Raw genomic sequence first — 26,430 nt, 5'->3', positions numbered from 1 at the left:
TGCGTCACTGCTGGGCCCTCCACATTTCTTCGAGCATGGTGATCTGGTCCTGGTCGAGATCGACCAGGTCGAGGTCCGAGGGGGTGTACCCCGCGGACGTGCCGCCGTCGGCCCAGGCGGCGAGGGCGTCCACGGCGGCCGTCCAGCCGTCCGCGAGCTGCCCCACGGTGTCCTGGGAGAGCGCTTCGCCCGCCCAGATGAAATGGGCGGTGAGTTCCGGCCCGCCGCCCCCGTCGGTGATCTCCGCGGTGATCTCCAGTACGTGGGAGAGCGGCATCGCCGGGTCGGGGCGGGCGGACAGGGCGTCCGCCTCCGGGGCCGGGCCCCAGGCGGAGCCGGCCCGGCCGGTCTGCCGGCCCAGGTAGTTCCACAGGATTTCGGCGCGGGACGCCGGGTCGAACAGCCGCGCCGTGGCCGGGTTGCTGTAGCGCAGCAGGCCGGCGCCGAGCCCGCCGTCGGGCACCGCCCGCAGCAGCTCCTTGACCTCCTTGAGCAGCGCCCCGGCGTCTGCGCGCCCGGCGGCGACCGCCGCCGGGTCGTACGCTCCCACCGGCAGCCGCAGCGGGTGGATGCTGGTCAGCCAGCCCACCGTGCGGGTGAGGTCGGCGCCCGGCAGCAGTTCCTGCTCCCGGCCGTGACCCTCCAGGTCCACCGTGAACCCGTCCGGCCGGGCCCGGCCCGAGCGGGCGGCCCAGTCGCCGACCGCCAGCACCAGCGCGCTCAGCAGGGTGTCCCCGACCGTGCCGTGGAAGGCGGCCGGGACGGCCTGGAGCAGCGGAGCCGTGCGCTCCGCGGAGATGCGTACGGACAGCCGGCGCGCGGTGGCCGCCGTGTCGGTGCCCGGGTCCAGCGGACGTCCTGCGAGCAGCGGCCCGCCGGGAGCGGCGGCCAGCCAGCGGTCGAGTTCGGCGGTGCGGCGCGGGCTCTGCGCCTCGGCCAGCAGGTGCGTGGTCCAGGCCCGCAGCGGGGTCCCGACCGGCTCCAGGGCCGGTGTCCGGCCCGCGGCGGCGGCCTCGTGGGCCGCCTGCAGGTCGGGCAGCAGGATCTGCCAGGACACCTCGTCCACCGCGAGGTGGTGGACGACGAGCAGCAGCCGGCCCGGCTCGTCCGGACCCCGGTCGAGGTGCACGGCGCGTACGAGCGCCCCCGACTCGGGATCCAGCAGGCGCCACACCCGCTCCGACTCGGCGGCCACCAGCTCGCGCAGGGCGGAGTCGGACAGGCCCGCCGCGTCCACGCCCTCCAGCACGGCGGCGGCGTCCACCGCACCCGTCGGCCGGATCTCCGCGCTCCACACCCCGGGTCGGGGCACGGTCAGCAGCTGGCGCAGCCCGTCGTGGTGGTCCAGCACGGCCTGCAGCGCGGCGGTGAGGTGCGGGCGCCGGGCCCCGGCGGGCAGCCGGACCAGCCGGGCCTGCGCGAACGAGGCGAACGGGCCGCCCCGTTCGGCCAGCCAGGCGGCCACCGGCGGCAGCGGCAGCGGGCCTGGACCCGCGTCGGCCGAACGGGCGGCAGGTGCTGCCGCGCCCTCGGGCACGGTGGCGACCGACGCCAGGGCGGCCGGGGTCGGGTGCGTGAAGATCTGCCGGGCGGAGACGGTCAGCCCGGCCTTGCGGGCCAGCCCCACCAGCCGGATGGAGACGATGCTGTCGCCGCCGAGCTCGAAGAAGTTGGCGTCGGGGCCCACCCCGGGCAGGCCCAGCACCTCGCCCATCAGGGCGCACAGGATCTGCTCGGGGGTCCCGGCGGGCACCTGGGCCGCCCGGGCGACGGGTGCGGCCGGTACGGCGACCACCGGCGCGGGCAGCGCCCGCCGGTCCAGCTTGCCGTTCGCCGACAGAGGCAGCCGCTCCAGCTCCGTGTATACGGCCGGGACCATGTACTCCGGCAGGCGGGCGGCGGCCAGGGAGCGCAGGGCGGCCGGGTCGACGGTGGCGCCGGGCGCCGGGACCACGTACGCCACCAGGCGGCGTACGCCGGGCTGGTCCTCGCGGACGGCCACCGCGGCCTGGGCCACCTCCGGCGCGCTGGTCAGGACGGCCTCGATCTCGCCGGGTTCGATGCGGAAGCCGCGCAGCTTGACCTGGTCGTCGGTACGGCCGAGGTAGTCGAGGCGGCCGTCGGCGAGGCGCCGGACGAGGTCGCCGGTGCGGTACATCCGGGCGCCGGGCGCCCCGTACGGGTCGGCGGTGAAACGCTCGGCGGTGAGGGCCGGGCGGCCGAGGTAGCCGCGGGCCAGCTGGACGCCGGCCAGGTACAGCTCGCCGGGCACCCCGACGGGCACCGGCCGCAGCCGCTCGTCGAGCACGTACACGCGGGTGTTCCACACCGGCAGGCCGATCGAGGCCGAGGCCCGTCCCTCGGCGGCGGTGCGTGCGGTGCAGGTGCCGGAGGTGACGTCGACGGCCGCCTCCGTGGGGCCGTAGAGGTTCTCCAGTGCCACCGGGGCGCCTCCGGCCGAGGCATGGAAGCGGGTGACCAGCTCGCTCGGCAGGGCCTCGCCGCTGCACACGACCAGGCGCAGCGTGGGGCAGTGCGCGATCTCGGTCTCGCCGAGGAAGGCGGCGAGCATGGAGGGGACGAAGTGCAGGACGGAGACGCGCTGTTCGCGGATCAGCTCGGCGAGGTACAGCGGGTCCTTGTGCCCGTCAGGACGGGCGATCACCAGCGGGACGCCCTCGGCGAGCGGCCAGAAGAACTCCCACACCGACACGTCGAAGCTCGCCGGGGTCTTCTGCAGCACCCGGTCTCCCGGGCGCAGGGTGTAGGCGCCCTGCATCCACTTCAGCCGGTTGAGGATCGCCTCGTGCTCGACCAGCACGCCCTTGGGCTTGCCGCTGGAGCCGGAGGTGAAGATCACGTAGGCGGGGTGGCGGGGCAGCAGGGGCGCACGCCGCTCCGCCTCGGCCAGGTCCGAGCCGTCCAGCTCGGCCAGCCGGGACCGGACGCCGGGGGAGTCCAACAGGAGCCGCTCCCGGCCGGCTTCGGGAGACAGCAAGGTTCCCGACAGTGTGTCGGTAAGTATCAGGACGGGCTCGGCGGTCCGGGTCATGTACGCGAGGCGCTCGGTCGGCAGGCCGAGGTCGAGCGGCAGGTAGGCGCCGCCGGCCCGGACGACCGCGTGCAGGGCGACCACCAGGTCGAAGGAGCGGGGCAGGGCCACGGCCACGACCGATTCCGGGCCGACCCCGTAGCCGATCAGCAGCCGCGCCAGCCGGTTGACCCGCTCCTCGAAGCCGGCCCGCGAGAGCTCACCGCCCTCGAAGACCAGTGCGGGGCAGGTCTCCTCCTTCGCGCCCGCCGCCACCAGGGCGGCCAGCGTCCGCGGTCCGCCCAGGGCGCGGTCGGTGTCGTTCCAGCCGCGCAGCGCGAGCTCCCGCTCCGCCGGGTCCAGCAGCTCGACCGCCGAGACCGGCCGGTCCGGTGCCTCCACGACCGCGTCCAGCATCAACAGAAGCTGCCGGGAGAGCAGTTCGACGGTCGCACGGTCGAAGAGGTCGGTCGCGAAGCGGATGCCGCCCGCGATCGCCCCGTGCTCCTGGGAGGCCCCGAAGGCGATCTCCAGGTCGAACTTGGCGCCACCGGTCTCCACGGTGAACTCCTGCGCCGGCAGCCCGAACAGCTCGGGAACCACGCTGTCCGTGGAGTGGTGGGTCACCATCGTCTGGAACAGCGGACTGCGCGAACCGGACCGTTCCGGATCCACCGCCTCGACCACCGCCTCCAGCGGCAGATCGGCATGGGCGAAGGCCGCCAGCCCGGTGTCCCGCACCCGCGCCACCAGCTCGGCGAAGCTCGGGTCCCCGGACAGATCGGCGCGCAGCACCAGCGTGTTCAGGAAGAAGCCGACGAGCCCGTCGAGCTCCTCGCCCTCCCGCGCCGAGACCGGACTGCCCAGCGGGATGTCCACGCCCGCGCCCAGCCGGTGCAGCAGCGCCGCGACGGCCGCGTGCGCCACCATGAACAGCGTCGCCCCGCCCTCCCGGGCGATCCGCGCCAGCCCCGCGCCGGTCCGCGCCGGGACCTCGAAGGTCACCACGTCCCCCTCGTACGAGGGGACCGCCGGCCGCGGCCGGTCGGCGGGCAGCGCCAGCTCCGCGGGGGCGCCGGCCAGTGCCTGCCGCCAGTACGCGGCCTGCCGGCCCGCCACCGACTCCGGGTCGCCGGTGTCGCCGAGCAACTCCCGCTGCCACAGCGTGAAGTCGGCGTACTGCACCGGCAGCGCGGCGAAATCGGGCTCCGCGCCCGCCGACCGGGCCGCGTACGCCCGGTCCAGGTCCGCCAGCAGGGGGCCGGCCGAACCCTCGTCCGTGGCGATGTGGTGCACCAGCACCACCAGCAGGTGGTCGTCGGGCGCGGCCCGCAGCAGCGTGACCCGCACCGGCGGCTCGGCGGCCAGGTCGAAGACGTGCCCGCCGGCGCGGACCGCCTCCTCCTCCAGCCGGTCCGCCGCCACCTCGCGCACGGTCAGCGCCACACCGGCCCGCTCGGCCGGCAGGACCACCTGGTACGGCTCGTCCTCCTGCTCACGGAACACCGTCCGCAGGCTTTCGTGGCGGGTGACCAGATCGCGCACCGCCGCCTCCAGCGCCCCGGCGTCCACCGGTCCGCGCAGCCGCACCGCGAGCGGCACGTTGTAGGTGGTGCCCGGACCGCGCACGCTGTCCAGCAGCCACAGCCTGCGCTGCGCGAAGGACAGCGGCAGCCGCTCGGGCCGCGGGGCGGCCGCCGCGAGGCGCAGGCGACCCGCGCCGGTGCGCTCCGAGAGGAGGGCGGACAGCGCGGCGACCGTCCGCGTCTCGAACAGGTCGCGGATGGCACAGTCCACGTCCAGAGCGGCCCGGAAGCGTCCCACCGCGCGGGCGGCGAGCAGCGAGTGGCCGCCGAGGGCGAAGAAGTCGTCCTCCACACCGACCGAGTCCAGGCCCAGTACGTCGGCCAGGATCCCCGCGAGGATCTCCTCGCGGGCGTCGCGCGGCGCCCGGGAGGCACCCGCGACCGGCGCGGCGGGCGCGGGCAGCGCACGCCGGTCCAGCTTGCCGTTGGCCGTCGTCGGGAGCACCGCGAGCGGCACCACCACGGCCGGGACCATGTACTCGGGCAGGCGGGCGGCGGCCAGGGCGCGCAGCGCGGCCGGGTCGGCGGTGGCACCGGGCACGGGGACGGCGTAGGCGACGAGGCGCCGCACACCGGGCTGGTCCTCGCGGACGACGACGGCGGCCTGGGCGATGCCCGGGGAGCCGCTGAGCGCGGCCTCGATCTCGCCGGGTTCGATGCGGAAGCCGCGCAGCTTGACCTGGTCGTCGGTACGGCCGAGGTAGTCGAGCTTCCCGTTCCGGCTCCACCGCACCAGGTCGCCGGTGCGGTACATCCGGGCGCCGGGCGCCCCGTACGGGTCGGCCACGAACCGCTCACCGGTCAGCGCGGGGCGGCCGAGGTAGCCGCGGCCCAGCTGGACGCCGGCCAGGTACAGCTCGCCGGGCACCCCGACGGGCACCGGCCGCAGCCGGGCGTCCAGGACGTACACCCGGGTGTTCCACACGGGGCTGCCGATGGAGGCGGAGGCGGTACCCGGCCCCGCTCCGGCCGCCGGGCAGTCCGCGGCGGTGACGTCGACGGCCGCCTCGGTGGGGCCGTACAGGTTCACCAGTCGGGTCGGGCCACCAGGAGCGGAGGCGTGGAAACGGGTGACGAGCTCGCCCGGCAGCGCCTCGCCGCTGCACACCACCAGGCGCAGGGACGGGCAGTCGGCGATCTCGGCCTCACCCAGGAAGGCGGCGAGCATGGACGGGACGAAGTGCAGGACGGAGACGCGCTGTTCGCGGATCAGCTCGGCCAGGTAGCGCGGGTCCTTGTGGCCCTCGGGGCGGGCGATGACCAGCGGGACGCCCTCGGCGAGCGGCCAGAAGAACTCCCACACCGACACGTCGAAGCTCGCCGGGGTCTTCTGCAGCACCCGGTCTCCCGGGCGCAGGGTGTAGGCGCCCTGCATCCACTTCAGCCGGTTGACGATCGCCTCGTGCTCGACCAGCACGCCCTTGGGCTTGCCGCTGGAGCCGGAGGTGAAGATCACGTAGGCGGGGTGGCGGGGCAGCAGGGGCGCGCGCCGCTCCGCGTCCCCGACCGGACCGCCCGGCAGCGCGGCGAGCTCGGCCGCCCGTTCCGGCGCGTCCAGGACGAGGATCTCGGTGTCGGGCAGCTCCGGCAGCGCGCCCAGCGAGGGCAGATCCGTCAGCAGGCAGACCGGCGCGGCCGTTTCCGCCATGTAGGCGAGGCGCTCGGTCGGCAGGCCGAGGTCGAGCGGCAGGTAGGCGCCGCCGGCCCGGACGACCGCGTGCAGGGCGACCACCAGGTCGAAGGAGCGCGGCAGGGCCACGGCCACCACCGACTCGGGGCCGACCCCGTAGCCGATCAGCAGCCGCGCCAGCCGGTTCACCCGCTCCTCGAAGCCGGCCCGCGACAGCTCGCGCCCCTCGAAGACGAGGGCCGTGGCCAGCGGATCGTGCCGGGAGCCGGCCGCGGCCAGCGAGTCCAGGGTCTGCGGCGCCACCGGCCGGGCGGTGTCGTTCCACCCCTCCAGCACCTGGGCGCGCTCGGCGGGCTCCAGCAGCTCCAGCTCGGCCAGCGGCACCTCCGGGGCCGCCGCGGCCGCCCCGAGCAGCCGCAGCAGCCGGGCCACCAGGGACCGTACGGTCTCCGCGTCGAACAGGTCGGTCGCGTACCGCACTCCGCAGGTCATCGCGGCGGGGGAGCCGCCCGTACCCGGCGTGCGGCCGAAGAGGATCTCCAGGTCGAACTTGGCGTTCCCGGACGTGACCGGGAACTCCTCGGCGGGCAGGGAGCCGAGGGCGCGCAGCGGCTCGGCGCCGCCGTCCTCGTAGGCCACCATCGTCTGGAACAGCGGGTGCCGCGACAGCGAGCGCTCCGGGTTGACCGCCTCGACGACCGCGTCGAAGGGCAGGTCCGCGTGCGCGAGGGCGGCCGCTCCGAAGGCGGCCGTACGGCGCAGCAGTTCGGCGAAGGACGGCTCGCCCGCCAGATCGGCCCGGACGACCAGGGTGTTCACGAAGAACCCGACCAGTCCGTCCAGGGCCTCCTCGCCGCGCCCAGCCACCGGACTGCCCAGCGGGATGTCCTCACCCGCGCCGAGCCGGTGCAGCAGGGCCGCGACGGCGGCGGCCACCACCGTGTACATCGTGGTGCCGCGCTCCCCGGCCAGCGACTCCAGCGCGGCCACCAGGTCCTGCGGCAGCGCCGCGGTCACGGTCCGGCCCTCGTGCGTGGGGCGGGCCGGGCGCGGGCGGTCGACCGGCAGGGTCAGCTCCTGCGGCAACCCTGCCAGGGCCTCCCGCCAGAACTCCGCCTGTCCGTGCGCCACCGACCCGGCAGCGGCGGGGTCGCCCAGCAGCTCGCGCTGCCAGAGCGCGTAGTCCGCGTACTGGACCGCGGGCGGCGCGGTTTCCGGGACCCGGCCCGCGCACCGGGCCGCGTAGGCGGCGGTCAGATCGGCCAGCAGCGGTCCGGCCGACCACTCGTCACCGGCGATATGGTGCAGCAGCAGGAGCAGCACCTGGTCGTCGGCGGCGGTGCGCAGTACGGTCACCCGCAGCGGCGTCCCGGTCTCCAGGTCGAAGGCGTGCCCGGCCGCCGCGTCGAGGCTCCCGCCCAGATCGGCCGGTTCGACGTCGGCCACCGCGAAGGGCACGACCGCCTCCGAGGGCTCCAGCACCCGCTGGTACGGGCCCTCGGCATCCTCCGCGAACACGGTGCGCAGCGCCTCGTGCCGCGCCGTCACCTCGTGCACGGCCGCCTCCAGCGCCGCCGTGTCCAGCTCCCCGCGCAGCCGCAGGGCCAGCGGGATGTTGTACGTCGCGTTCGGCCCGTCCATCCGGTGCAGGAACCACAGCCGGGCCTGGGCGTACGACAGCGGCAGCCGCTCCGGGCGCGGACCGGCCACCAAGGCCGGGCGGACCGCCGCGCGGCGGCCGGCCAGCCGCTCCGCGAGCGCCGCGACCGTGCGCAGCTCGAACACGTCCCGCACCGAGCACTCGGTGCCCAGGGCCGTCCGGATCCGGGCCACCACGCGGGTGGCCAGCAGGGAATGCCCGCCGAGCCGGAAGAAGTCCTCGTCGGCGCCGACCGAGGGGATGGACAGCACCTGGGCGAAGACCTCGGCGATCCGCTCCTCGGCGGCCCCGCGCGGGGCGCGCCCGGAGGTGCCGGCCGTCGCGACCGGAACCGGCAGCGCCGCCTTGTCGAGCTTGCCGTTCACGTTCGTCGGCAGCACCGGCAGCACCATCACGGCGGCCGGTACCAGGTGTTCGGGCAACCGCTCGGCCAGCTCCGCCCGCAGCCGGACCGGATCGGCCGGCCCCGTGACGTAGCCGACGAGACGCGGCAGGCCCGGGGTGTCCTCCCGGACCACCACGGCGGCCGAGGTCACCCCGTCCAAGGCCGCGAGTCCGGCCTCCACCTCGGCGGGCTCCACCCGGAAGCCCCGGATCTTGACCTGGTCGTCGACCCGGCCGAGGAACTCCAGCAGGCCGTCGGCCCGCCACCGTACGAGGTCGCCCGTACGGTACATCCGGGCGCCCGGAGAGCCGAACGGATCTGCGACGAAACGTTCCGCCGTGAGGGCGGACCGGCCCAGGTAGCCGCGGGCGCCCTGCTCGCCCGCCAGGTACAGCTCACCCGGCACGCCCACGGGCACCGGCCGCAGCCGGCCGTCCAGCACGTGCGCCCGGCTGTTGTCGAGCGGCCGGCCCACCACCGGCGAGACGCAGTCGCCCACCCGGGCCACCAGGGCGTCCACCGTGAACTCGGTGGGCCCGTAGTAGTTGACGACCTCCACCCCCGGGACGGCGCGCAGCTCCTCCCACAGCGCGGGCGGCACCGCCTCGCCGCCCAGCAGGAACAGCGGCGGCCGCCACTCGCCCGCCAGCAGCCCGGCGTCGACCAGCTGCCGGCCGTACGAGGGGGTGACGTCGAGCGTGTCGATCCGTTCCGCCCGCACGTACGCCACGACCGCGTCCGCGTCCCGGCGCCCGTACTCGTCCAGGACGTGCAGCTCGTGCCCGGCCACCAGCCACAGCAGCTGCTCCCACGAGGAGTCGAAGGAGAAGGAGGCGGTGTGCAGCGCCCGCACCCGGCGCCCGAGCCGCTCGGCGACCGGCAGGTACAGCTCCCGCTCGTGGTCGCGGAAGAGCCGGGTCAGACCGGCGTGCCGGAGCACGACGCCCTTCGGGCGGCCGGTGGAACCGGAGGTGTAGATGACGTACGCGGCGTGCTCGGGGTCCACGGCCACATCGGCCCCGGGCACGGCCGCCGCCAGCCGCTCCACGGTCGCGGGGTCGTCCAGCACCACCAGGTCCACGCCGGGCAGCCGGTCCGCGACCGCCTGGGTGGTCACCGCGCACACGGGCCCGGCGTCGCCGAGCATGAACGCGATCCGCTCGGCCGGGTGGTCCAGGTCCAGCGGCAGGTAGGCGCCGCCCGCCTTCAGGACGGCGAGCGTGGCCACCACGGTGTCGGCGGAGCGCGGGACGGCCAGGGCCACCACGGTGTCCGGGCCGACGCCGCGCTCGGCCAGCACGGTCGCCAGCCGGCCCGCGCGGTCCTCCAGTTCGGCGAAGGTGAGGCGCTGCTCCCCGGCGACCACGGCCACCGCGTCGGGAGCCGCGGCCGCCCGGGCCGCGAACACCTCCGTCACCGCACCCGGCTCCACCGGCCGGTCCGTGTCGTTCCAGCGGGCCAGCCGGGCCCGCTCGGCCTCGTCCCGCAGCTCCCACCAGGACACCGGGTCCGCCGGAGCCGCGACCGCCGCGGCGAGCGCGCGCAGCAGCCGCCGGACGAAGGTCTCCACGGTCACGCGGTCGAACAGCGCGGTCGCGAAGAAGACCTCCAGTTCGAGGTCCTCGCTGTGGGCCGCGTCCGAGAAGGTGATGTCGAGGTCGAACTTGGTGACCCCGGGATCCACCCGGTCCACCCGGGCCGGGTGCCCGAACAGGTTCGCCACGTCCCGGGTCACCGTGCTGTGCGAGACCATCGTCTGGAACAGCGGGTGGCGGGAGAGCGAGCGCTGCGGGTTGACCTCCTCCACGACCGTGTCGAAGGGCAGGTCGGCGTGGTCGAGCGCGGCCAGGTCGGCCGTGCGCACCCGGTCCAGCAGGTCCCTGAAGGACGGGTCGCCGGACAGGTCGGTACGCAGCACCACCGTGTTGACGAAGAAGCCGACGAGCCCGTCGAGCGCGCTGTCGCTCCGCCCGGCGACCGGGCTGCCGAGCACGATGTCCCCGCCCGCGCCGAGCCGGTGCAGCACCGCGGCCACCGCCGCGTGCACCACCATGAACACGCTGGTGCCGGTTTCGCGGGCCAGCGAGCGCACCGCGGCCGCCAGTTCACGCGGCACCGCCTTGAAGACCATGGCCCCGGCCGGGTCGGCCACGGCCGGGCGCGGCCGGTCGGCCGGCAGCCCGGCCTCCGGCGGCAGCTCCGCCAGGGCCCCGCGCCAGTACGCCGCCTGCGTGGCGGCGAGCGAACCGTCGGTCCGCGTCCCGCCCAGCAGCTCCCGCTGCCAGAGCGCGAAGTCGGCGTACTGCACGGCCGGAACCCCGAGCTCCGGGTCCTCGCCGGCGCACCGGGCCGCGTACGCCCGCTCCAGGTCGCGCAGGAACGGCCCCATCGACCACTCGTCGCTCGCGATGTGGTGCAGCAGGACCACCAGGGCGTGCTCCCCGCGCGCCTCGTCGCGCACCAGCGTCACCCGCAGCGGGGCCTCCCCGGCCAGGTCGAAGAGATGCCCCAGCGCGTCCCGCACCGCGGCCTCGAACCCGTCGGCGGCCACGTCCTGGACGTGCAGCCGCACCCCGGCCGCGGCCAGGTCCAGCACCCGCTGGTACGGCTCCCCGTCCCGCTCCCCGAAGACGGTGCGCAGGGTCTCGTGACGGCCCGCCACGTCCCGCAGGGCCGCGTCCAGGGCGTCCGCGTCCAGCGCCGTGTCGAACCGCACCACGAACGGGATGTTGTAGGTGGCGCTCGCGCCCTCCACCTGGTGCACGAACCACAGGCGCTGCTGCGCGTACGAGAGCGGCAGCGGGTCGGGGCGCGGACCCGCGACGGGCGCCGGCCGGGCGGCGGCCGTGCGTCCGGCCAGCAGCGCGGCGAGCGCGGCCACCGTGCGCGCCTCGAAGACGTCCCGGATCCCGCACTCGGTGCCCAGGGCGGTACGCACCCGGGCGATCACCCGCGCGGCGAGCAGCGAGTGCCCGCCGAGGGTGAAGAAGTCGTCGTCGGGGCCCACGGTTTCCAGGCCGAGCACGTCGGCGAAGACCCCGCAGAGGATCTCCTCGCGGGCGCCGCGCGGGGCACGCGCCCCGGAGCCCGCCAGCGCCGCCAGGTCGGGCGCGGGCAGGGAACGGCGGTCGATCTTGCCGTTGGCGGTCAGCGGGAAGGCGTCGAGGACGACCACGGCGGACGGCACCATGTACTCGGGCAGCCGCTCGGCCAGCGCCCGGCGCAGGCCCGCCGCGTCAGGGGCGGGGCCCTGGGCGGCCGGGGTGACGTAGCCGACGAGGTGCGGGAAGCCGGGCAGGTCCTCGCGGACCAGGGCCACGGCCCGGTCCACGCCCTCACCGGCGGTCAGCGCGCTCTCGATCTCGCCGGGTTCGATGCGGAAGCCGCGCAGCTTGACCTGGTCGTCGACGCGGCCGAGGAAGGCGATCCGGCCGTCCGCGTGACGGCGTACGAGGTCGCCGGTGCGGTACATCCGGCTTCCGGCGGGCCCGTACGGGTCGGCGATGAAACGTTCCGCCGAGAGCGCGGGGCGGCCGAGGTAACCGCGGGCCAGCTGGTCCCCGGCGAGGTACAGCTCCCCGGGACGGCCGACGCCGACCGGGCGCAGGGCCCCGTCGAGGACATGGGCGCGGGTGTTCCAGAACGGCACCCCGATGTCCGGAACCCCGGTGTGCCCGGGGTCGAGCCGGCGGGAGGTCGCCCAGACGGTGACCTCGGTGGGGCCGTACACGTTGGTGACCGTACGGGCCGTGCGCGCGAGGCGTTCGGCGAGCGCGGCGGGCAGCGCCTCCCCGCCGACGAGCACCCGGGTGCCGCCGAGCGAGGCCGGGCGGCCGTCCTCCAGCAGGGCGTGCCACAGCGACGGCGTGGCCTGCATGACGGAGGGGCGGTGGGCGTCGACGAGCGTGGCGAGCGCGGCCGGGTCCCGTACGGTGTCGCGGTCGGCCAGGACCACCGTGGCGCCGCTGATCAGCGGGGTGTGGATCTCCAGGGCGGCGATGTCGAAGGAGATCGTGGTGACCGCGACGAGCCGCTGACCGGGGGCCAGTTCGAGCTCGTGGGCCTGCATGCGCAGGAAGTTGGCCAGGGCCGCGTGCGGGACGACGACCCCTTTGGGGCGGCCCGTGGACCCGGAGGTGTAGATCACGTACGCGGGGTGGTCACCGGTCAGCGGCGCGGTCCGGTCGGTGTCCACGGGCGCGTCGGAGGCGGCGTCGGCGAGTTCGGTGAGGGTGTCGGGGGCGTCGAGGACGACGGTTTCGACCCCGTCCACGACCGGGGCGGCGGCCGCGCAGTCCAGGGTGGTCAGGACGCACAGCGGGCGGGCGTCCCCGACCATGAACTCCAGCCGGTCGGCCGGGTAGTCGAGGTCGAGCGGCAGGTAGGCGGCGCCCGCCTTGAGCACGGCGAGCAGGGCCGCCACGAGGTCGGCGGTACGCGGCAGCGCGAGGCCGACGACGCTCTCCGGGCCGGCGCCACGGCCGATGAGCAGCCGGGCGAGCCGGTTGGCGCGCTCCTCCAGGGCGGCGTAGTCCAGGGTGTCGGCGCCCGCGATCACGGCGGGGACCTCGGGGTGCCGCCGGGCGGCGTGCTCGAAGGCGTCGACGACGGTGCCGGCCGGTACCGGATGGCCGGTGTCGTTCCAGTCGGGCAGCAGGGCGTCACGGGCGGCCGGCCCGAGCAGGTCCGGGCGCCCGACGGGTGCCTGCGGCCCGGCCGCGGCGGCCTCGTGCAGGAAGTGCGCGAACTCCGCGCGGCGCGCGGCCAGCGTCCCGGCGTCGTACGCCTGCGGGTTGGCGTCCAGCTCGAAGCGGATCCGGCCCTCGGCCGCGTCGTGGTAGACGCCGAGGGTGAGGTCGTCCACCGGGCCGGCGGCCACGTTGTGCACGGAGCCGGCCGATCCGGCGAAGTCGAGGGAGTTGTCGAAGGCCTTGATGTTGACCACGGGACCCAGCAGGCCCTGTTCGCGGCCGGACAGCCCGAGGTCGCGGCGGATGTCCTCGGCGCGGTAGCGCTGGTGGCGGCGCAGGTCGCGGACGTCGGCCGCGACCGCGGCGACCAGCTCCGCCAGGGGGGTCTGCGGGCGCACGGCGACGCGCAGCGGCAGCACGTTGACGACCATGGACGGCACCTTGAGGGCCGCCGAGCCGAGCCGCGCCATGGCGGGCACGGACAGCAGCACGTCCCGGCTCCCGGTGGCCCGGTGCAGGTACGCGGCGAACGCGGCGGTCAGCACGTCGGCCCAACTGGCTTTGGCGGCACGGGCGATGGCGAGCAGCCCCGCCGTCTCCGGCTGGGTCAGAGTGGCGCCGTCGCGCAGGAACGCGTGCGCCGCGGGGAAGCGGGCGCCGCTGAGCGGCTCCGGCTCGGGGTGGTCCGCGAGCCGCTCCAGCCAGTAGGCGCGGTCCTCGGCGAACCGCGGGGAGGCGCGGTAGGCGTGTTCCTCGGCGAGGACCACCTCCAGCCCGCCGAACGGGGTGGGGGACGGCTCCTCGCCCCCGGCGAGAGCCGTGTAGATCTCGGCGGTGCGGCGCGAGAGCAGGGAGAACCCGAAGGCGTCCAGCACGATGTGATGGGCCCGCTGGTACCAGAGGGTGCGGTCCGGGCCGACCCTGTGCAGCGTGAACACGTACAGGGAGTCCCGGACCGGGTCGACGGGGCGCGCCATGTCGGCGCGCATGAGGGACAGCGCGGTGCCGTACGGGTCGTCCTGGCCGGTGTGGTCGAGTACGGCGACCGGCGGTCCGGCGGCGGGACCGCTCCAGGCGACCTGGTACGGCTCGCCGTCGGGGCCCTCCGCGAAGCGCGCCGTGAGCGCCTCGCTCTCGGCGACCGTCTGCCGCAGCGCCGCCACGAACAGACCGGCGTCCAGCGGGCCGTCGATCTCGACGTACTGGCCGACGTTGTAGACCGGGGAGTCGGGGTCGAGCCGCTGGCCGTACCAGACACCGGTCTGGGCCCCGGTGAGGGGGAGGCGCTGGGAGGGACGCTCGGTCATGGACATCGTGCTCCAGGTTCGCTGCGGGTCCCCGTCCGGTGGCGGGACCGGCGGGGTGAGGTCGACGGGATGCGGGGGCCTGCGGGGGCGGGCGAGGTGGGCCCGTCAGGCGGCAGGGGCGGCGGGCTTCAGGCCGGCGGTGTCGGTGTCGGTGTCGGGGCCGGGCCGGTCGTCGCCGTGTCCGTCCCCCTCCTCCCGCTCCTCGCGGGGGAGGGTGGCCCTGCGGAGGCCGGGTACGGCGACCGCCACGGCGAGGGCGGCCACGGCGCAGACCGCGCCGTTGACGACGGCCGCGCCACCGGGGCTGAACCAGCGGGCGAGGGCGGCGACCTCGACGTCGCCGACGACGCCTCCGGTGGTGCCCTGCGTGGTGATGACGCTGACGATGCGGCCGCGCAGCCGGTTCGGGGTGCTGTGCTGGACGAGGGCGTACTCGAGGATCTCGTACACCGTTCCGGCGGCGCCGCCCACGGCGAGCAGGGCGAACGCGACCCAGATGTTGCCGCTGAGGCCGAAGCCCACGGCGGACAGACCGCCCGTGAACGCCGCGATGATCAGCAGCCGGCCGGGCCGGGCGGCCCGGGTCAGCCACCCGCTCGTGGCGGAGACGGCGACCGCGCCGACGGCGGGGGCGGTGTAGAGGAGGCCCAGCATGACCTCACCGCCGTGGAACTGCCGGTCGACCATCTCCGGGAAGAGGACGACCGGGAGGTTGAAGAGGGCCATCACGCCGCCGAGCACGAGCAGGCCGCCGACGACGCGGTTGCGCACCGCGTACGTGAAGGCGACCAGCAGCGATCCGCTGTCGGCGCCGTACTCCTCTTCGTCGTCCTCCTCGTCCTTGACCGGGGGCAGGGGCCGGATCCGGGAGATCAGCAGGGTGGTGACGGCCGTGGTGACAGCGGTGAAGGCGAAGACCGGGCCGGGTCCCCACAGGGCGAGCAGTACGCCGCCCAGGAAGGGCGCGCTGATGGAGCCGATCTCACCGGTCAGCGAGATCAGGGCGCCCGCGGCCGGGAGTTGGTCGGGGCGCACGAGCGTCGGGGCGACGGCCATCAGGGCCGTCACGCTGACACCCGTGGCCAGGCCGTCCCAGGCGACGCACACGTAGATGCCCCACAGGGTCGGGTCCGGCAGCATCGCGTTCACGGCGAGTCCGGCGAAGGCGAGGGCGGCGGCGCCGCGGGCCCACACGATCAGGCGCCGGCGGTCGGTCCGGTCGGCCATGACGCCGCCCCAGAGCGAGCCGAGCAGCACGGTGATGCTCATGATCATGCTGGCTGCGGCGACGTCGAAGGTCGAGCGCGTCAGTCCGTACACCTGGGCGGACAGGGCCACCGTCGCCATGCCGAGACCGAACAGGGACACCACGCGGGCGATGAAGATGGCGCGGAAGTCCCTGCTGGTGCGCAGGGGTTCGATGTCTATGACGAAGTCACGCAGAGGCACGGCAGGCTCCGGGGCGGGCAGGTGTGGGGGGAGGGGGGATCAGGGGGCGGGCGTGAGCAGCTCGGCCCACTGGCGCAGGGTCGGCCGTTCGGCGAGGTCCACGAAGCTGATGCGGGCGCCTTCGGCCCGCCACTTCTCGACGAGCGACATCAGCCGGATGGAGTCGAGTCCCTGGTCCAGCAGGTCCTCCTCCAGGGAGACGTCGGAGGGCTCCGTGTAGAGCACGTCGGCGACGTCGCGGACCAGCCGGTCGAGCGTGAAGGACGGGGAAGCGGACATGGAGGGGCTCTCTCCTCGGGGGTGGGTGGAAAGACGGCTGCATTTTCAGCATTCCATTAGGTAAGGCTTACCTAACTAAACGCGAAGGTGCACGTCAAGCCGGGCCCGGCGAACGTCCGGCTGTCGCTTCGATGAACTGGCCTCTGGGTGTGATGTGTTGGACCGGGAGGCGGAATTGCGACTCAATTTAGGGAAGGCTAACCTAAGTTTGTGATTACTGCCGCCACCCCCCGTCCCCCGCTCGTCGGCGCGGACGGCCCCCCGCCGCTGGTCCGCCGGGCGCGTGTGCACGACGCCCCCGCCCTGCACGCCCTCTCGCTGGCCTTCATCCGCTCCGGTGCCCTGCGGCCGCGCAGCATCGACCACTACCTGGCGCACGCCGGGGAGTTCCTTCTCGCGACCGGCCGCGGCCGCACCTCGGTCCTGGGCTGTCTCGCCCTGAGCGACGAGGGTGAGGGGGCTGCCGTGCTCTACAACTTCTGCGTCGCCCGGGGGAACCAGGGGCAGGGGCTGGGCGCCGCACTGCTGCGCGCCGCGCTCGCCGACGCCACAAGCCGCCTCGTACGCGAGGTCTTCACGGCGACCACGGGGGGCGCAGCCTTTTTCCGCCGGCACGGGTTCGTACCGGCCGGACCAGGACGGGCGCCCGCGGCCTGGGCGGGGGCGCTGGACCCCGCACGCGGCTCGGAGGTGCTCTCCCGGAGGCTGTGAAACCGTACGGTCCGCACGTGACCGGGGCCGGATCGGAGCACGTGCTCCGATCCGGCCCCGCCCGTGGGACCGCGGGGCCGGGCGGCCCCCGGGATCAGCTCCTGGCGACGAGGCTGGCGGGCCGTATGTCGGTCCAGTGCGTCTCCGTGTACGCGGCGCAGCCCTCCCGGCTGTCCTCGCCGTGCACGACGGTCCAGCCCGCGGGCACCTCCGCGAAGGCGGGCCAGAGCGAGTGCTGGTTCTCGGCGTTCACGAGCACGAAGTAGCGGGCGTCGTCGTCCTCGAAGGGGTTGGTGGCCATGGTGTCTCTCCTTGGGTGATGACCGGGACGGTCGGTTCGGGGATGGGATCAGTGGTGGACGGGGGAGGCCTGCAGGGAGGCGACCGGTACGTCGGGGGCGCGGCAGAGCGCCGCCAGGTCCCCGGTGAACAGGCCGGCGAACCGGGCCGGTTCGGCCTCCTCGTAGAGCGCCGGGTTCGCGTCGAAGTCCAGGCGCAGCCGCCCGTAGGGGTCCGCCGCGGCGGACACCGACAGGTCGTCGACCGGCCCCGAGGCGAGGCTGACGACCCGGCCGCGGATTCCGCCGAAGTCCAGCTCCGTCTCGAACGGCCGCAGGTTGACCAGCGGCCCGGGGACACGGCCGCCCGCGTACTCCGGCCACAGCTCGCGCGCCAGTTCCTCGCCGCGCAGCCGCTGGTGACGGCGGAGCAGGGTCAGCTCACCGGCCGCCACGCGCAGCAGCGACCGGAAGGTGTCCGCCCCCCGGACCGGCAGCCGCACCGGCAGGACGTTCACCGCCGTCGCGGGCACCCGTAGCGTCCCCGGGCCGGTCCGCGCCGTCACGTACACGGCGAGCACCGCCTCGCGCGCGCCGGCCTGCGCGGTCACCTGCACCGCCGTCGCGGCGAGCACGACCTCGGCCCAGGTGACGCGCGCGGCGCGGGCGACCGCGCGGACGGCCGCGCCGTCCGCCGCGCCGAGGTGCACGGTGTGCCGCCGCGGGGTGTCCTGGGCCGGTGCCACCCGCCCGGCGGGGGACACGGGCGCGGGGCGGTCGGAGTACCGCCCCGTCCAGTACCGCCGGTCCGCGGCCTGCGCCGCCGAGCCGGTGTAGGCGCGGTCCGCGTCGGCCAGTACGGAGACCGGCGCGAACGGGGTCGGGCCGGGCGGGAGGCCGTGCACCAGGGCCGTGTAGACCTCGGCGATCCGCCGGCTCAGCAGCGCCACTCCGTACCCGTCGACCGCCAGCAGGTGGAAGTACTGCACCAGCAGATGGTGTTCGGGGCCGACCGTGACGAGCAGGGCGCCGGTGAGGTCGGGTGGGATGCCGGTGCCCACCGGGGCGGTGAGCAGCTCGGGCCGGGGCGGGCAGGCGAGCTGGCCGCGTACCAGACCGACGGCGGCGCCCACCGGGTCGGCCGCCGCGGAGGTGTCCAGGCGCGGCAGGCCGCCCCGGGTCATCAGCCGCGAGCGGAGCCAGGGAGCCTCGTCGAGGGTGCGGAGCACGGCCTCGTCGAGCGCCGCCGTGTCGAGCGGGCCCACGAGTTCGATGTACTGGCCCACGTTGTGGCCGGCGTACGAGGGATCCGCGTTCTGCGCCGCCAGGATGTGGGCCTGCGCCGCCGTGAGTCCGGCCGGCCCGGCCGCCGCCGGGGGATCGGTGCGCGGCACGGCCGCTCAGCCCCGGTGGGCGGGGACGCCCTCGGCGGCGGCCGCCGCCCTGGTCGCCAGCGCGGCCCGCACCTCGCGCTCGGCGACGCGCAGGAGCAGGGAGTCGCAGATCTCGCCCGAGCGCACGGCGAGCGTGGACAGCAGGGAGGCGGTGATGCCGTGGGTGTGTTCGGCGGCGGCGCCCTGGACGTAGATGCCGGCCCGGACGCGGTCGGTGGTCTCCACCCGGTGGTCGCGGCCCACGCGCAGCCTGCCCTGCCCGTCCGTGAGGCACTCCCCGGCCAGGTCGCCGAGCAGCTCGGCCGGCTCGGTGGGCCGGTACCCGGTGGCCAGCACCACCGCGTCGCAGTCGAGGGTGAGGGCCTCTCCCGTGGTGAGGGAACGCACCACGGCCCGGGCCCCGTCGGGGAGTTCCTCCACGGTGGTCAGGGCGGTCGCGTTCAGGATGCGCAGCCGTTCGGTGCCGGCGACCTTCTCCTGGTAGACGGTCCGGTACAGCTGCTCGATCAGATCACCGTCCACCACCGCGTAGTTGGTGTTGGCGTGGTAGCCGATGAGCTGCTGCTTGACCTCCTCCGGGGCGCTGAAGAACTCGTCGACGGCGGCCGGGTCGAAGATCCGGTTGGCGAACGGGCTGTCGTCGGCCGGGCTGTACCCGTACCGGGTGAACACGGCGCAGACCTCGGCGTCCGGGAAGGTGCGGTGCAGGTGGTCGGCGGTCTCGGCGGCGGACTGGCCGGCGCCGACGACGACGAACCGGCGATGGGGACGGACCGTCAGTTCCGGTGCGCGGTGCAGCAGGTCGCGGTTGTGCCAGATGTGCGGGCCGGTGCTGATCCCGTCCGGGACGCGGGGGCGCAGCCCGGTCCCGAGTACGAGGTTGCGGGTGCGGGTGGCGCGCCGCGGACCGGTCCCGGACGTGGGGCGGGTGATGACGTCCAGCTGGTCCGCGGCGCCGGCCGGACCGGCCGGGCGTACCTCGACGGCCTCGGTGGCGTAGTCGACCAGCCCGCCGAACGAGGCGGCGCACCAGCGGAAGTAGTCGTGGAATTCGAGGCGGGTGGGGAAGAAGGACTTCTGGTTGATGAAGTCGGCCAGCCGGTCCCGGTCCTGCAGGTAGTGCAGGAAGCTGAAGGAGCTCCCGGGATCGCGCATCGTCACCAGGTCCTTCAGGAAGGAGACCTGCATGGTGGCTCCTTCGAGGAGCATGCCCTGGTGCCATCCGAAGTCGTCCTGGCGCTCGATGAACGAGGCCCGGATCGCCTCGCCGGGGGCGCGTCGGCCGTTGTGCTCCCGGATCGCTATCGCCAGGGCCAGGTTGGCCGGCCCGAAGCCGATGCCCACCAGGTCCCTGATGTCCGGGAGAGCGTCCCCGGGTGTGGAGCTCGCGTGCGGTGCGGACATGCCCATCCTTCCTCGGTCCTACCCCATTTAGTTAGGTAAGGCTGGCCTAACATCTCTGACGGGCCGGAAGCTGTCAAGTTGGACCCGTGACTGTCTTGAATCGCACCAACCCGGCTCGTACTAACCGGAGTTGGGTACGCGGAAGACCCCGGGCCGTAGCGGCTCCGGGGTGTGGTGGGGGAGGGCCGGGCAGGCCGGCCCTCCCCCGGTTCAGCGGGGGAGGTGCTCCTCGTCCGGCGGGCTGTCGGGCACCACCGTGGTGCCGGTGTGCTCGTCGGCGAAGACCTCCAGGACCAGGGCGTGCGGAACCCTGCCGTCCAGTACGTGCGCCATCCGTACCCCGGAGCGCACCGCACGCAGGCAGCCCTCCATCTTGGGCACCATGCCGCCTGCCATCGAGGGCAGCAGTTCCGCCAGCTCGCCGGCCGTGAGCCGGTCGATGATCTCCGTGCTGTGCGGCCAGTCCGCGTAGAGGCCCGCGACGTCGGTGAGCATCACCAGCTTCTCGGCGTCGAGCGCCTCGGCGAGGGCGGCGGCCGCGAGGTCCGCGTTGATGTTGTAGACGTTGTCGTCGTGCGCTCCCCGGGCGATGGGGGAGATCACCGGGATGCGGCCGCGCTCCAGCAGCCCCCGTACGGTGTCGGGATCGACGTGCACGATGTCGCCCACCAGGCCGATGTCCACCTCGGCGCCGTCCACCACGGCCGGCCGCCGGACGGCGGACAGGGTGCGGGCGTCCTCGCCGGTCATCCCCACGGCGAAGGATCCGTGACGGTTGATCAGGCCGACGATGTCCCGCTGGACCTGCCCGGCCAGCACCATGCGGACGACGTCCATCACCGCGGGGGTCGTCACCCGTAGTCCCGCCGCGAACCGGACCTCCAGCGCGAGCTGTTCGAGCATCGCGCTGATCTGGGGGCCGCCGCCGTGCACGACGACCGGCCGGAGCCCCGCGTAGCGCAGGGAGACCACGTCCTGGGCGAAGGCCGCTTTGAGCTCCTCGTTCACCATGGCGTTGCCGCCGAACTTGACCACGACCGTGCGTCCTTGGAACCGCTCCAGCCACGGCAGGGCCTCGATGAGTGTGCGCGCCCGCGGCGCCGCCTGTCCGCTCATGGGGTGAGGTGTGCGGTCGTCATTCAGGCTTCCAGTTCGTCGATGAGGGTCGTGGTGGTGTGTACGACGGCGCCCCGTGCGGCCGTCCAGCGCAGGGCGAGCACGTGCTCCTCCGCGGAGGTGTCCGCCACCGCGTCGGCGACGACGAATGGCTGGATATCGTTCATGAAGGCGTCCGCCGCGGTGAGCAGCACGCCGGAGTGGGCGAACACACCGCACAGGATCAGCTGGTCCCGGCCCGTGGTGCGCAGGATGCGCTCCAGGTGGCTGCGCAGGAAGGCGTTGTGCCGCGCGTTGGCGATCACGTGCTCTCCCCGGCGCGGGGTCAGCTCCTCGGTGATCGACACGTCGCGGTCCGCCGCCACCGGTTCTGTCTCCATCTCGGCCGCGAGGCCCCGCTGTTCGGGGCGCTCACCCGCCGGTACGGTGCTGAAGACGACCGGGAGACCGAGCCGCCGTGCGGACCTGCGCAGGTCGGTGATGTTGCCGATCAGGTCCACGAGGGGTGAACGATCGCGGGGGAAGGGCCGGAGCAGATGGTTCTGCATGTTGTGTATCAGCAGGGCGGCCCGGTCGGGGTCGACGGACCAAGGTGCCACCGAGCGCGGCACAAGGTCCTGGGTGGGCATGGGATAGGGGGCGATGGTCACAGGGCCCACGGCTGGATCTCCTTGTCACCGGCGCTGCGCGAGCGCCGGTGGTGAACGGGCGCGCGGAGCTCGACGCGAGGCGGAGTGTGCCCCGCCCCTCATCTCGTACTTAGCTTAGCCTAACCTAAGTAGCACGCGCGGAGGGTGAGCGGCACCCTCCGAATTCGGTCTTCGTGAGATCGGGTGCTCAGTCCCGGCGCGTGGCGCGGCCGCTCAACCCGCCCGCGGGATCGTCCGGTTGGCTGTCCGGGGACAGGAGCGGGTCGTCGAGCTGCACGATCCGGTACCCGACCCGGCGGCTCGCCGCCTTGGGGGGTCTGCGCCGCCGGCCGGCGCCGGCCTGCATCGAGCGCGCCCGCTGGGCCGCCGCGATCAGGGCCCCCACCGGCGGCGCCTCGGCGCGCAGGCGGTTGAACCCGCGCACGGAGATGCCCACGAGGGTCGCCGCGGCCGGCCAGGCGGCCCCTTTGCGGATCGCGTTCAGCATCAGCTGTAACGCGGCCGGGGTGGGCGTCGCCCCCGGTCTCAGCCCGTGCGCCTCGGCGAGTGTGTGCGCGGCGCGGAGCGCCGTGGCGAAGCTGGCGTCGATCTCCAGCCACTCGCACAGGATGCGCTCGGGTACGCCGGCCGCCGCCGCGCACCCGGGGATGGTCAGTCCCTGGGCCGCACCGCGGAGGGCGTCCGCCATCCGGGCGATCGTTTCCTCCCGCTGACTGGGCGTGCGGCGCAGTGCGTCGCGCAGTGCCCGGTCCATCTCCTCCTGGGAGCTCATCCAGGCCAGTACCTCGTCGGCCCACTCGTCCCGCTGCGCTTGGTCTTGCGCTTTGTCCTGCATCCCCGCACCCCCATTCTTAGGTAAGCCTAACCTAATTGTGGAGTGCAAGGGGAGATATGCGGCCGCAGTCGTGGGATTCCCGGGGCGCGCCGGGTTCATCCCAACCCGGAACGACCGCACGGTAGTTGAAGGACGAATTGGTCTCGCCCTCCGGATCACTCGCACGGCCTGGGGTAGGTTGCCTGTCATGATCGAACTCGGAGCTGACACGTGGCCACCTGCCCCGATCAGGACCGAACGGCTCGTACTCCGCCAGTCCGAGGCCCGGGACCGTGCGGCGTTCATCGAGCTGTTCGCATCGCCGGAGGTGGGCACCTACGTCGGCGGCCCTCGGCCGCGTGCCGAGCTCGAACGCGCGGTACCCGAGGTGCCGGGGCGGCGCCCCGGCTTCTTCGTGATCGATGTCGACGGAGCGATGATCGGCATGATCACGCTCGACCGGCGCGACGCAGAGCGCCCGGGTCATGTCCGCCCGGAGGCCGGAGAGGTCGAACTCGGCTACATGTTCCTCCCGGAGGCGTGGGGGTACGGGTACGCCGCCGAGGCGTGCGCGGCGGCACTCGACTGGTTCGCCGGCGCGCTTCCGGGTGAGCCGGTGGTCCTCTGTACCCAGACTGCGAACGACCGCGCGATGCGCCTCGCGGCGAAGCTGGGCTTCACCGAGGTGGAGAGGTTCGAGGAGTACGGCGCCGACCAGTGGTTCGGCGTGCGGTCCCCGCTCACGCCGTCCGGTCCTTCCGGCCGGTCCGGTGGGCTCGACCGGTAGGCGGGACGACCTTCACCCGCACCGGTCGTCTGCGGGGCGCCCCGGAACCAGGGGCGCCCCGCAGACGTCCGAGCAGCGACCGTCGTCCACCGAGGAGTCCGGCGGAGCCGGCGCCGGTGCCCGATCAGGCGACGGCGGTGCCCTCGAGCTCGACCAGCTGGCCGGGGATCGCCAGTCGGGTCACCCCGAGCATCGTGGTGGCCGGCGCCACCCTGGCGGCGCCCAACCGCGCCGCCAGCCCGCCGTAGTGCCGGAAGAGCAGATCGACGTCGGTCGTGTAGACGTTGAGCCGCACCAGGTTCGCGAGAGACATGCCGGCCTCACCGAGCACGGCCTCCAGGTTGTCGATGCTCAGCTTCAACTGCGCCGCCATGTCACCGTCATGCCGGGGCTTGCCCTCGTCGCTCATCGCGGTCTGCCCCGAGATGTACAGGGTCCGGGTGTGCCCGGAGACGACCTCGCCCTGGTTGAACCCCATCTCCACCGACCACGTCACCGGGTTGACCGCCGTTCGTTCCATCGCCACGTCAGTTCCATTCGATTCGCAGGGAGTACGTACGTCCACCGGCTCGGCACCCGCCGGCCTCGACGTCGTGTGGACGAGCCTCCCAACAAATCACGACACCCTTGGTCAGGTATTTCGTTAAGGTTCCCGCATGCGCGCCGACCGGCTGGTCTCACTGGTGCTGCTGCTGCGCCGGCGCGGTCGGCTGACCGCGGACACGCTGGCCCGCGAGCTGCAGGTATCCACCCGTACCGTGCTGCGCGACATCGAGGCACTGTCGGCGGCCGGCGTCCCGGTCTACGCCGAACGCGGCAGGCACGGCGGGTTCGAGTTGCTGCCCGGCTTCCGGACCGAGCTCACCGGACTGAACCACGAGGAGGCCCTGGCCCTGCTGGCCGCCGGATCGGGGCGCGGCGAGCAGGTGTTCGGCCTCGGCTCGGCGCACGCCTCGGCCATGCGCAAGGTGGTCGACGCGCTGCCCGAAAGCCACCGGGCCACCGCGAGCGACGCGGCCCAGCGTTTTCTCGTCGAGCCGGAGACCGATCTGCTCTCACGCCGGCTGGTCACCGACGAGGTACCCGGCACCACGATGATCGAGGTCCGGCGCGCGGTGCTCGCCGGACACAAGCTGCGCATCCACTACGCGGCCACCGGCCGGCCACCGCAGTGGCGCACGGTGGACCCGATCGGCCTGGTGACCGTACGCGACCGGGTCTACCTGCTGGCCACGAGATCCGGTGCGGACCGTACCTACCGGCTGTCACGGGTGCTGGCCGCCGAGGAACTCCCCGAACCGGCAGAGCGCCCGAACCGGGTCGATCTGGACCGGATCTGGCGGGAACGCTCCGCGCGTTTCCTCGGCGACGGCCACATCACCGTGCTGGTACGGGTCGACCCGGCGCGGCGGGAGGACCTGCTGGACACCGCGGTCGCCGTCCGCGCCGAAGAACCCGACCCGGACGGCCGGCTGCGGCTGGAGCTGACCTTCCAGGATTCACGACACGCCGAATGGGCACTGTGGCAGCTCGGGACGGACGCGGAAGCCCTGAATCCGCAGTCGCTGCGCACCGCCCTGCGCGACCGTGCCGCCGCGCTCGCCGCGCGCTACGCGGACCCGTCCTGAGCCCTTACCCGCGTGGCGCGCAGCCGGGCCGCGGAGTACGCCGGAGCGCCGAGGGTCAGGAGGCGGAACAGGCCCGCGGCCGCCCGGTGGCCGACGCTGATGCGCTCCATCACCCGGTGGTCCCCGATTCACTCCCAGCCGGGTGCCACGGCGGCGAGCCCGCGGCCGCCCCGGCGCCGGAGCGGAACTGTGCCCCCGTCGCCTTGACGATTCGGAGGTGTTCGACATGTGAGTGGACTCCTCGGTTCGACTCGGATCGATGCATCCGATGCGGATCGGTCGCCGGGATCGGCCTCAGGGGGAGCGGGTGGCCACGGGGGCACCCGCCGGGACGGGCGCGTGCCCCCGTACGCGGCGTCAGCTGCGGTGGAACACGACCTCCGGGTCGGCCGCCGTCGGACCGTCCAGGCGCGGCGCCGGCTTCCCGCGCAGGTGCAGGTCGAAGAAGTCGCCGACGTACGCCCGGGTGATCTGCTGGGAGCGGGTGCCCGACAGCGGTGTCTCCGGGTGCGGGTATCCGGCCTGGTCGCCCAGTACGGGCCAGTCGGTGAAACCGGGATGCCCCGCCCCCGTGACGGTCAGCCAGCGCTTCCAGCCGTCCAGCCGGGGCCAGCTGTCCTCCCACGAGGTGTCGGGGAAGTCGGGCGGCAGCAGGGCGGGGTCACCGGCCAGCATCAGGAAGGGCCGTCCGCCGAGACCGGCCTGGGGTACGGGTGTGAAGAAGGTGCCGTCCATGTTGACCCCGGCGTCCACGCGCGGGTCCACGGCCATGGTGGCCGATGCGGCCGCACCGCCGATCGAATGCCCGGCCATGCCGATGTGCCGGGGGTCGATCAGCCAGGAGTACCGCCACGCCGGGCGCGGGCCGGTCAGCCGGTCCAGGACGAACGGGATGTCACGGGCCCGGCCGTCGGAGACCCGGTGCAGCGACCCGTCGGGGAACACCTGCTCGCACGCCTTGCAGGAGAGCATCCGGCCGCCGGGGAAGACGGTGCCGTCCGATTCGTACGCGTGGTCCACCGCGGCGACGACGTACCCGCGGCTGGCGAGGTCCTCCGCCAGGGTGGTCAGCGAGGAGCGGGGCATGGTGAAGCCGGGGGAGAGCACGATCAGCGGGTAGCGGTTCGTGGCGGGCCGGGGCAGCGCGCCCGTCCGTGCGTTCGTCCGGGTGCCCGCGACGCGTTCGGGGGTGACGTACTCGCCGAGCTGCCCCCGGTCGGTCAGCAGCGCCCTGGCCTCGGGAGCGCTCATGTAGGGAGCGGGAGTTCCGGTGTGCGCGAGCGCAGGATAGTAGAGCGACAGGAGTAATTCCCGGTCGGCCGTGGGTACCCAGGGGTCCTTGCGCTCCCGGTCCACCAGATGGAGGGTGTCGCGGCCCACGGCGAAGTCGCCGGTGGGCCTCGGGAGTTCGAGTCTGGAGACGCCGGCCGGGGCGGACGCGGCCACGGCCGGCGTGGCGAGCGTGCCGGGCGCGGCGAGGACCAGACCGGCCGCCACCGCTGTCAGCACGCGGATGATCTTCTTCATGCCGGCATCGTAAGGCATTTTTAGGCAAGGCTTACCTAAGATTTCCGAGATGTCGTCGAGTTGGACCGGCGGGATGCGGCGCCCTCGGGGCTCGAGTGTGCAT

Annotated in this window: 15 protein-coding genes; 3 read left to right on the top strand and 12 right to left on the bottom strand. The window is 74.3% G+C overall.

Annotated elements, in window-relative coordinates:
- Positions 1–4 precede the first annotated feature (4 nt).
- The 3 genes from ACFY04_RS17960 to ACFY04_RS17950 form a co-directional block, all read right to left on the bottom strand.
- Entirely contained in the window at positions 5–14,290 is a 14,286-nt protein-coding gene (locus ACFY04_RS17960) for an amino acid adenylation domain-containing protein (protein ID WP_389117724.1), read from the bottom strand.
- Positions 14,291–14,395: 105 nt separating this feature from the next.
- Positions 14,396–15,739 (bottom strand): enterobactin transporter EntS, encoded by a 1,344-nt coding sequence (gene entS, locus ACFY04_RS17955; RefSeq protein ID WP_389117722.1) that lies wholly within the window; start codon positions 15,737–15,739, stop codon positions 14,396–14,398.
- 39 nt (positions 15,740–15,778) lie between these two features.
- Complete coding sequence (locus tag ACFY04_RS17950) at positions 15,779–16,018, bottom strand: phosphopantetheine-binding protein (RefSeq protein ID WP_351154907.1); 240 nt, start codon at positions 16,016–16,018, stop codon at positions 15,779–15,781.
- Between the two features lie 210 nt (positions 16,019–16,228).
- Here ACFY04_RS17950 and ACFY04_RS17945 point away from each other — a divergent pair, with 210 nt between their 5' ends.
- Entirely contained in the window at positions 16,229–16,729 is a 501-nt protein-coding gene (locus ACFY04_RS17945; protein WP_389117721.1) for a GNAT family N-acetyltransferase, read from the top strand.
- Between the two features lie 94 nt (positions 16,730–16,823).
- On the opposite strand, the gene ACFY04_RS17940 is transcribed toward ACFY04_RS17945, so the two are convergent.
- The 6 genes from ACFY04_RS17940 to ACFY04_RS17915 form a co-directional block, all read right to left on the bottom strand.
- Positions 16,824–17,030 carry an MbtH family protein gene (locus ACFY04_RS17940; RefSeq protein ID WP_389117719.1) on the bottom strand — a complete coding sequence of 69 codons (207 nt, stop codon included), beginning with the start codon at positions 17,028–17,030 and terminating at the stop codon, positions 16,824–16,826.
- A gap of 48 nt (positions 17,031–17,078) precedes the next feature.
- Positions 17,079–18,401 carry a condensation domain-containing protein gene (locus ACFY04_RS17935; protein ID WP_389117718.1) on the bottom strand — a complete coding sequence of 441 codons (1,323 nt, stop codon included), beginning with the start codon at positions 18,399–18,401 and terminating at the stop codon, positions 17,079–17,081.
- 6 nt (positions 18,402–18,407) lie between these two features.
- Positions 18,408–19,805, bottom strand: coding sequence for a lysine N(6)-hydroxylase/L-ornithine N(5)-oxygenase family protein (locus ACFY04_RS17930; protein WP_389117717.1), 1,398 nt, complete (start codon positions 19,803–19,805; stop codon positions 18,408–18,410).
- Between the two features lie 210 nt (positions 19,806–20,015).
- Positions 20,016–20,921, bottom strand: a complete 906-nt coding sequence (gene argB / locus ACFY04_RS17925) for an acetylglutamate kinase (RefSeq protein WP_389117715.1) — start codon at positions 20,919–20,921, stop codon at positions 20,016–20,018.
- Between the two features lie 23 nt (positions 20,922–20,944).
- Positions 20,945–21,580, bottom strand: coding sequence for an isochorismatase family protein (locus ACFY04_RS17920; protein ID WP_389117713.1), 636 nt, complete (start codon positions 21,578–21,580; stop codon positions 20,945–20,947).
- A 178-nt stretch (positions 21,581–21,758) separates the two neighbouring features.
- Positions 21,759–22,406 (bottom strand): hypothetical protein, encoded by a 648-nt coding sequence (locus ACFY04_RS17915; protein WP_389117711.1) that lies wholly within the window; start codon positions 22,404–22,406, stop codon positions 21,759–21,761.
- A gap of 187 nt (positions 22,407–22,593) precedes the next feature.
- On the opposite strand from ACFY04_RS17915, the gene ACFY04_RS17910 reads away from it, so the two are divergent.
- The gene (locus ACFY04_RS17910; RefSeq protein ID WP_389117710.1) at positions 22,594–23,172 is read left to right on the top strand and encodes a GNAT family N-acetyltransferase; all 579 of its coding nucleotides are present in this window, start codon (positions 22,594–22,596) and stop codon (positions 23,170–23,172) included.
- A gap of 124 nt (positions 23,173–23,296) precedes the next feature.
- On the opposite strand, the gene ACFY04_RS17905 is transcribed toward ACFY04_RS17910, so the two are convergent.
- Entirely contained in the window at positions 23,297–23,692 is a 396-nt protein-coding gene (locus ACFY04_RS17905) for a RidA family protein (RefSeq protein ID WP_389117798.1), read from the bottom strand.
- Between the two features lie 136 nt (positions 23,693–23,828).
- On the opposite strand from ACFY04_RS17905, the gene ACFY04_RS17900 reads away from it, so the two are divergent.
- Complete coding sequence (locus ACFY04_RS17900; protein WP_389117708.1) at positions 23,829–24,800, top strand: helix-turn-helix transcriptional regulator; 972 nt, start codon at positions 23,829–23,831, stop codon at positions 24,798–24,800.
- Here the strand turns inward: ACFY04_RS17900 and ACFY04_RS17895 are convergent.
- On the bottom strand, positions 24,782–24,910 hold the full coding sequence (locus ACFY04_RS17895; protein ID WP_389117707.1) for a hypothetical protein: 129 nt from the start codon (positions 24,908–24,910) through the stop codon (positions 24,782–24,784). The two genes, ACFY04_RS17900 and ACFY04_RS17895, sit on opposite strands and share 19 nt — an antisense overlap.
- 247 nt (positions 24,911–25,157) lie before the next feature.
- Entirely contained in the window at positions 25,158–26,327 is a 1,170-nt protein-coding gene (locus tag ACFY04_RS17890; RefSeq protein WP_389117706.1) for an alpha/beta hydrolase family protein, read from the bottom strand.
- Between the last annotated feature and the right edge of the window lie 103 nt (positions 26,328–26,430).

Source organism: Streptomyces sp. NPDC001549 (assembly GCF_042894025.1).
Taxonomy (GTDB): Bacteria; Actinomycetota; Actinomycetes; order Streptomycetales; family Streptomycetaceae; genus Streptomyces; species Streptomyces kutzneri.
Note: the sequence above shows the minus strand (reverse complement) of the source record. Positions and strands in the feature narration are given on the sequence as shown.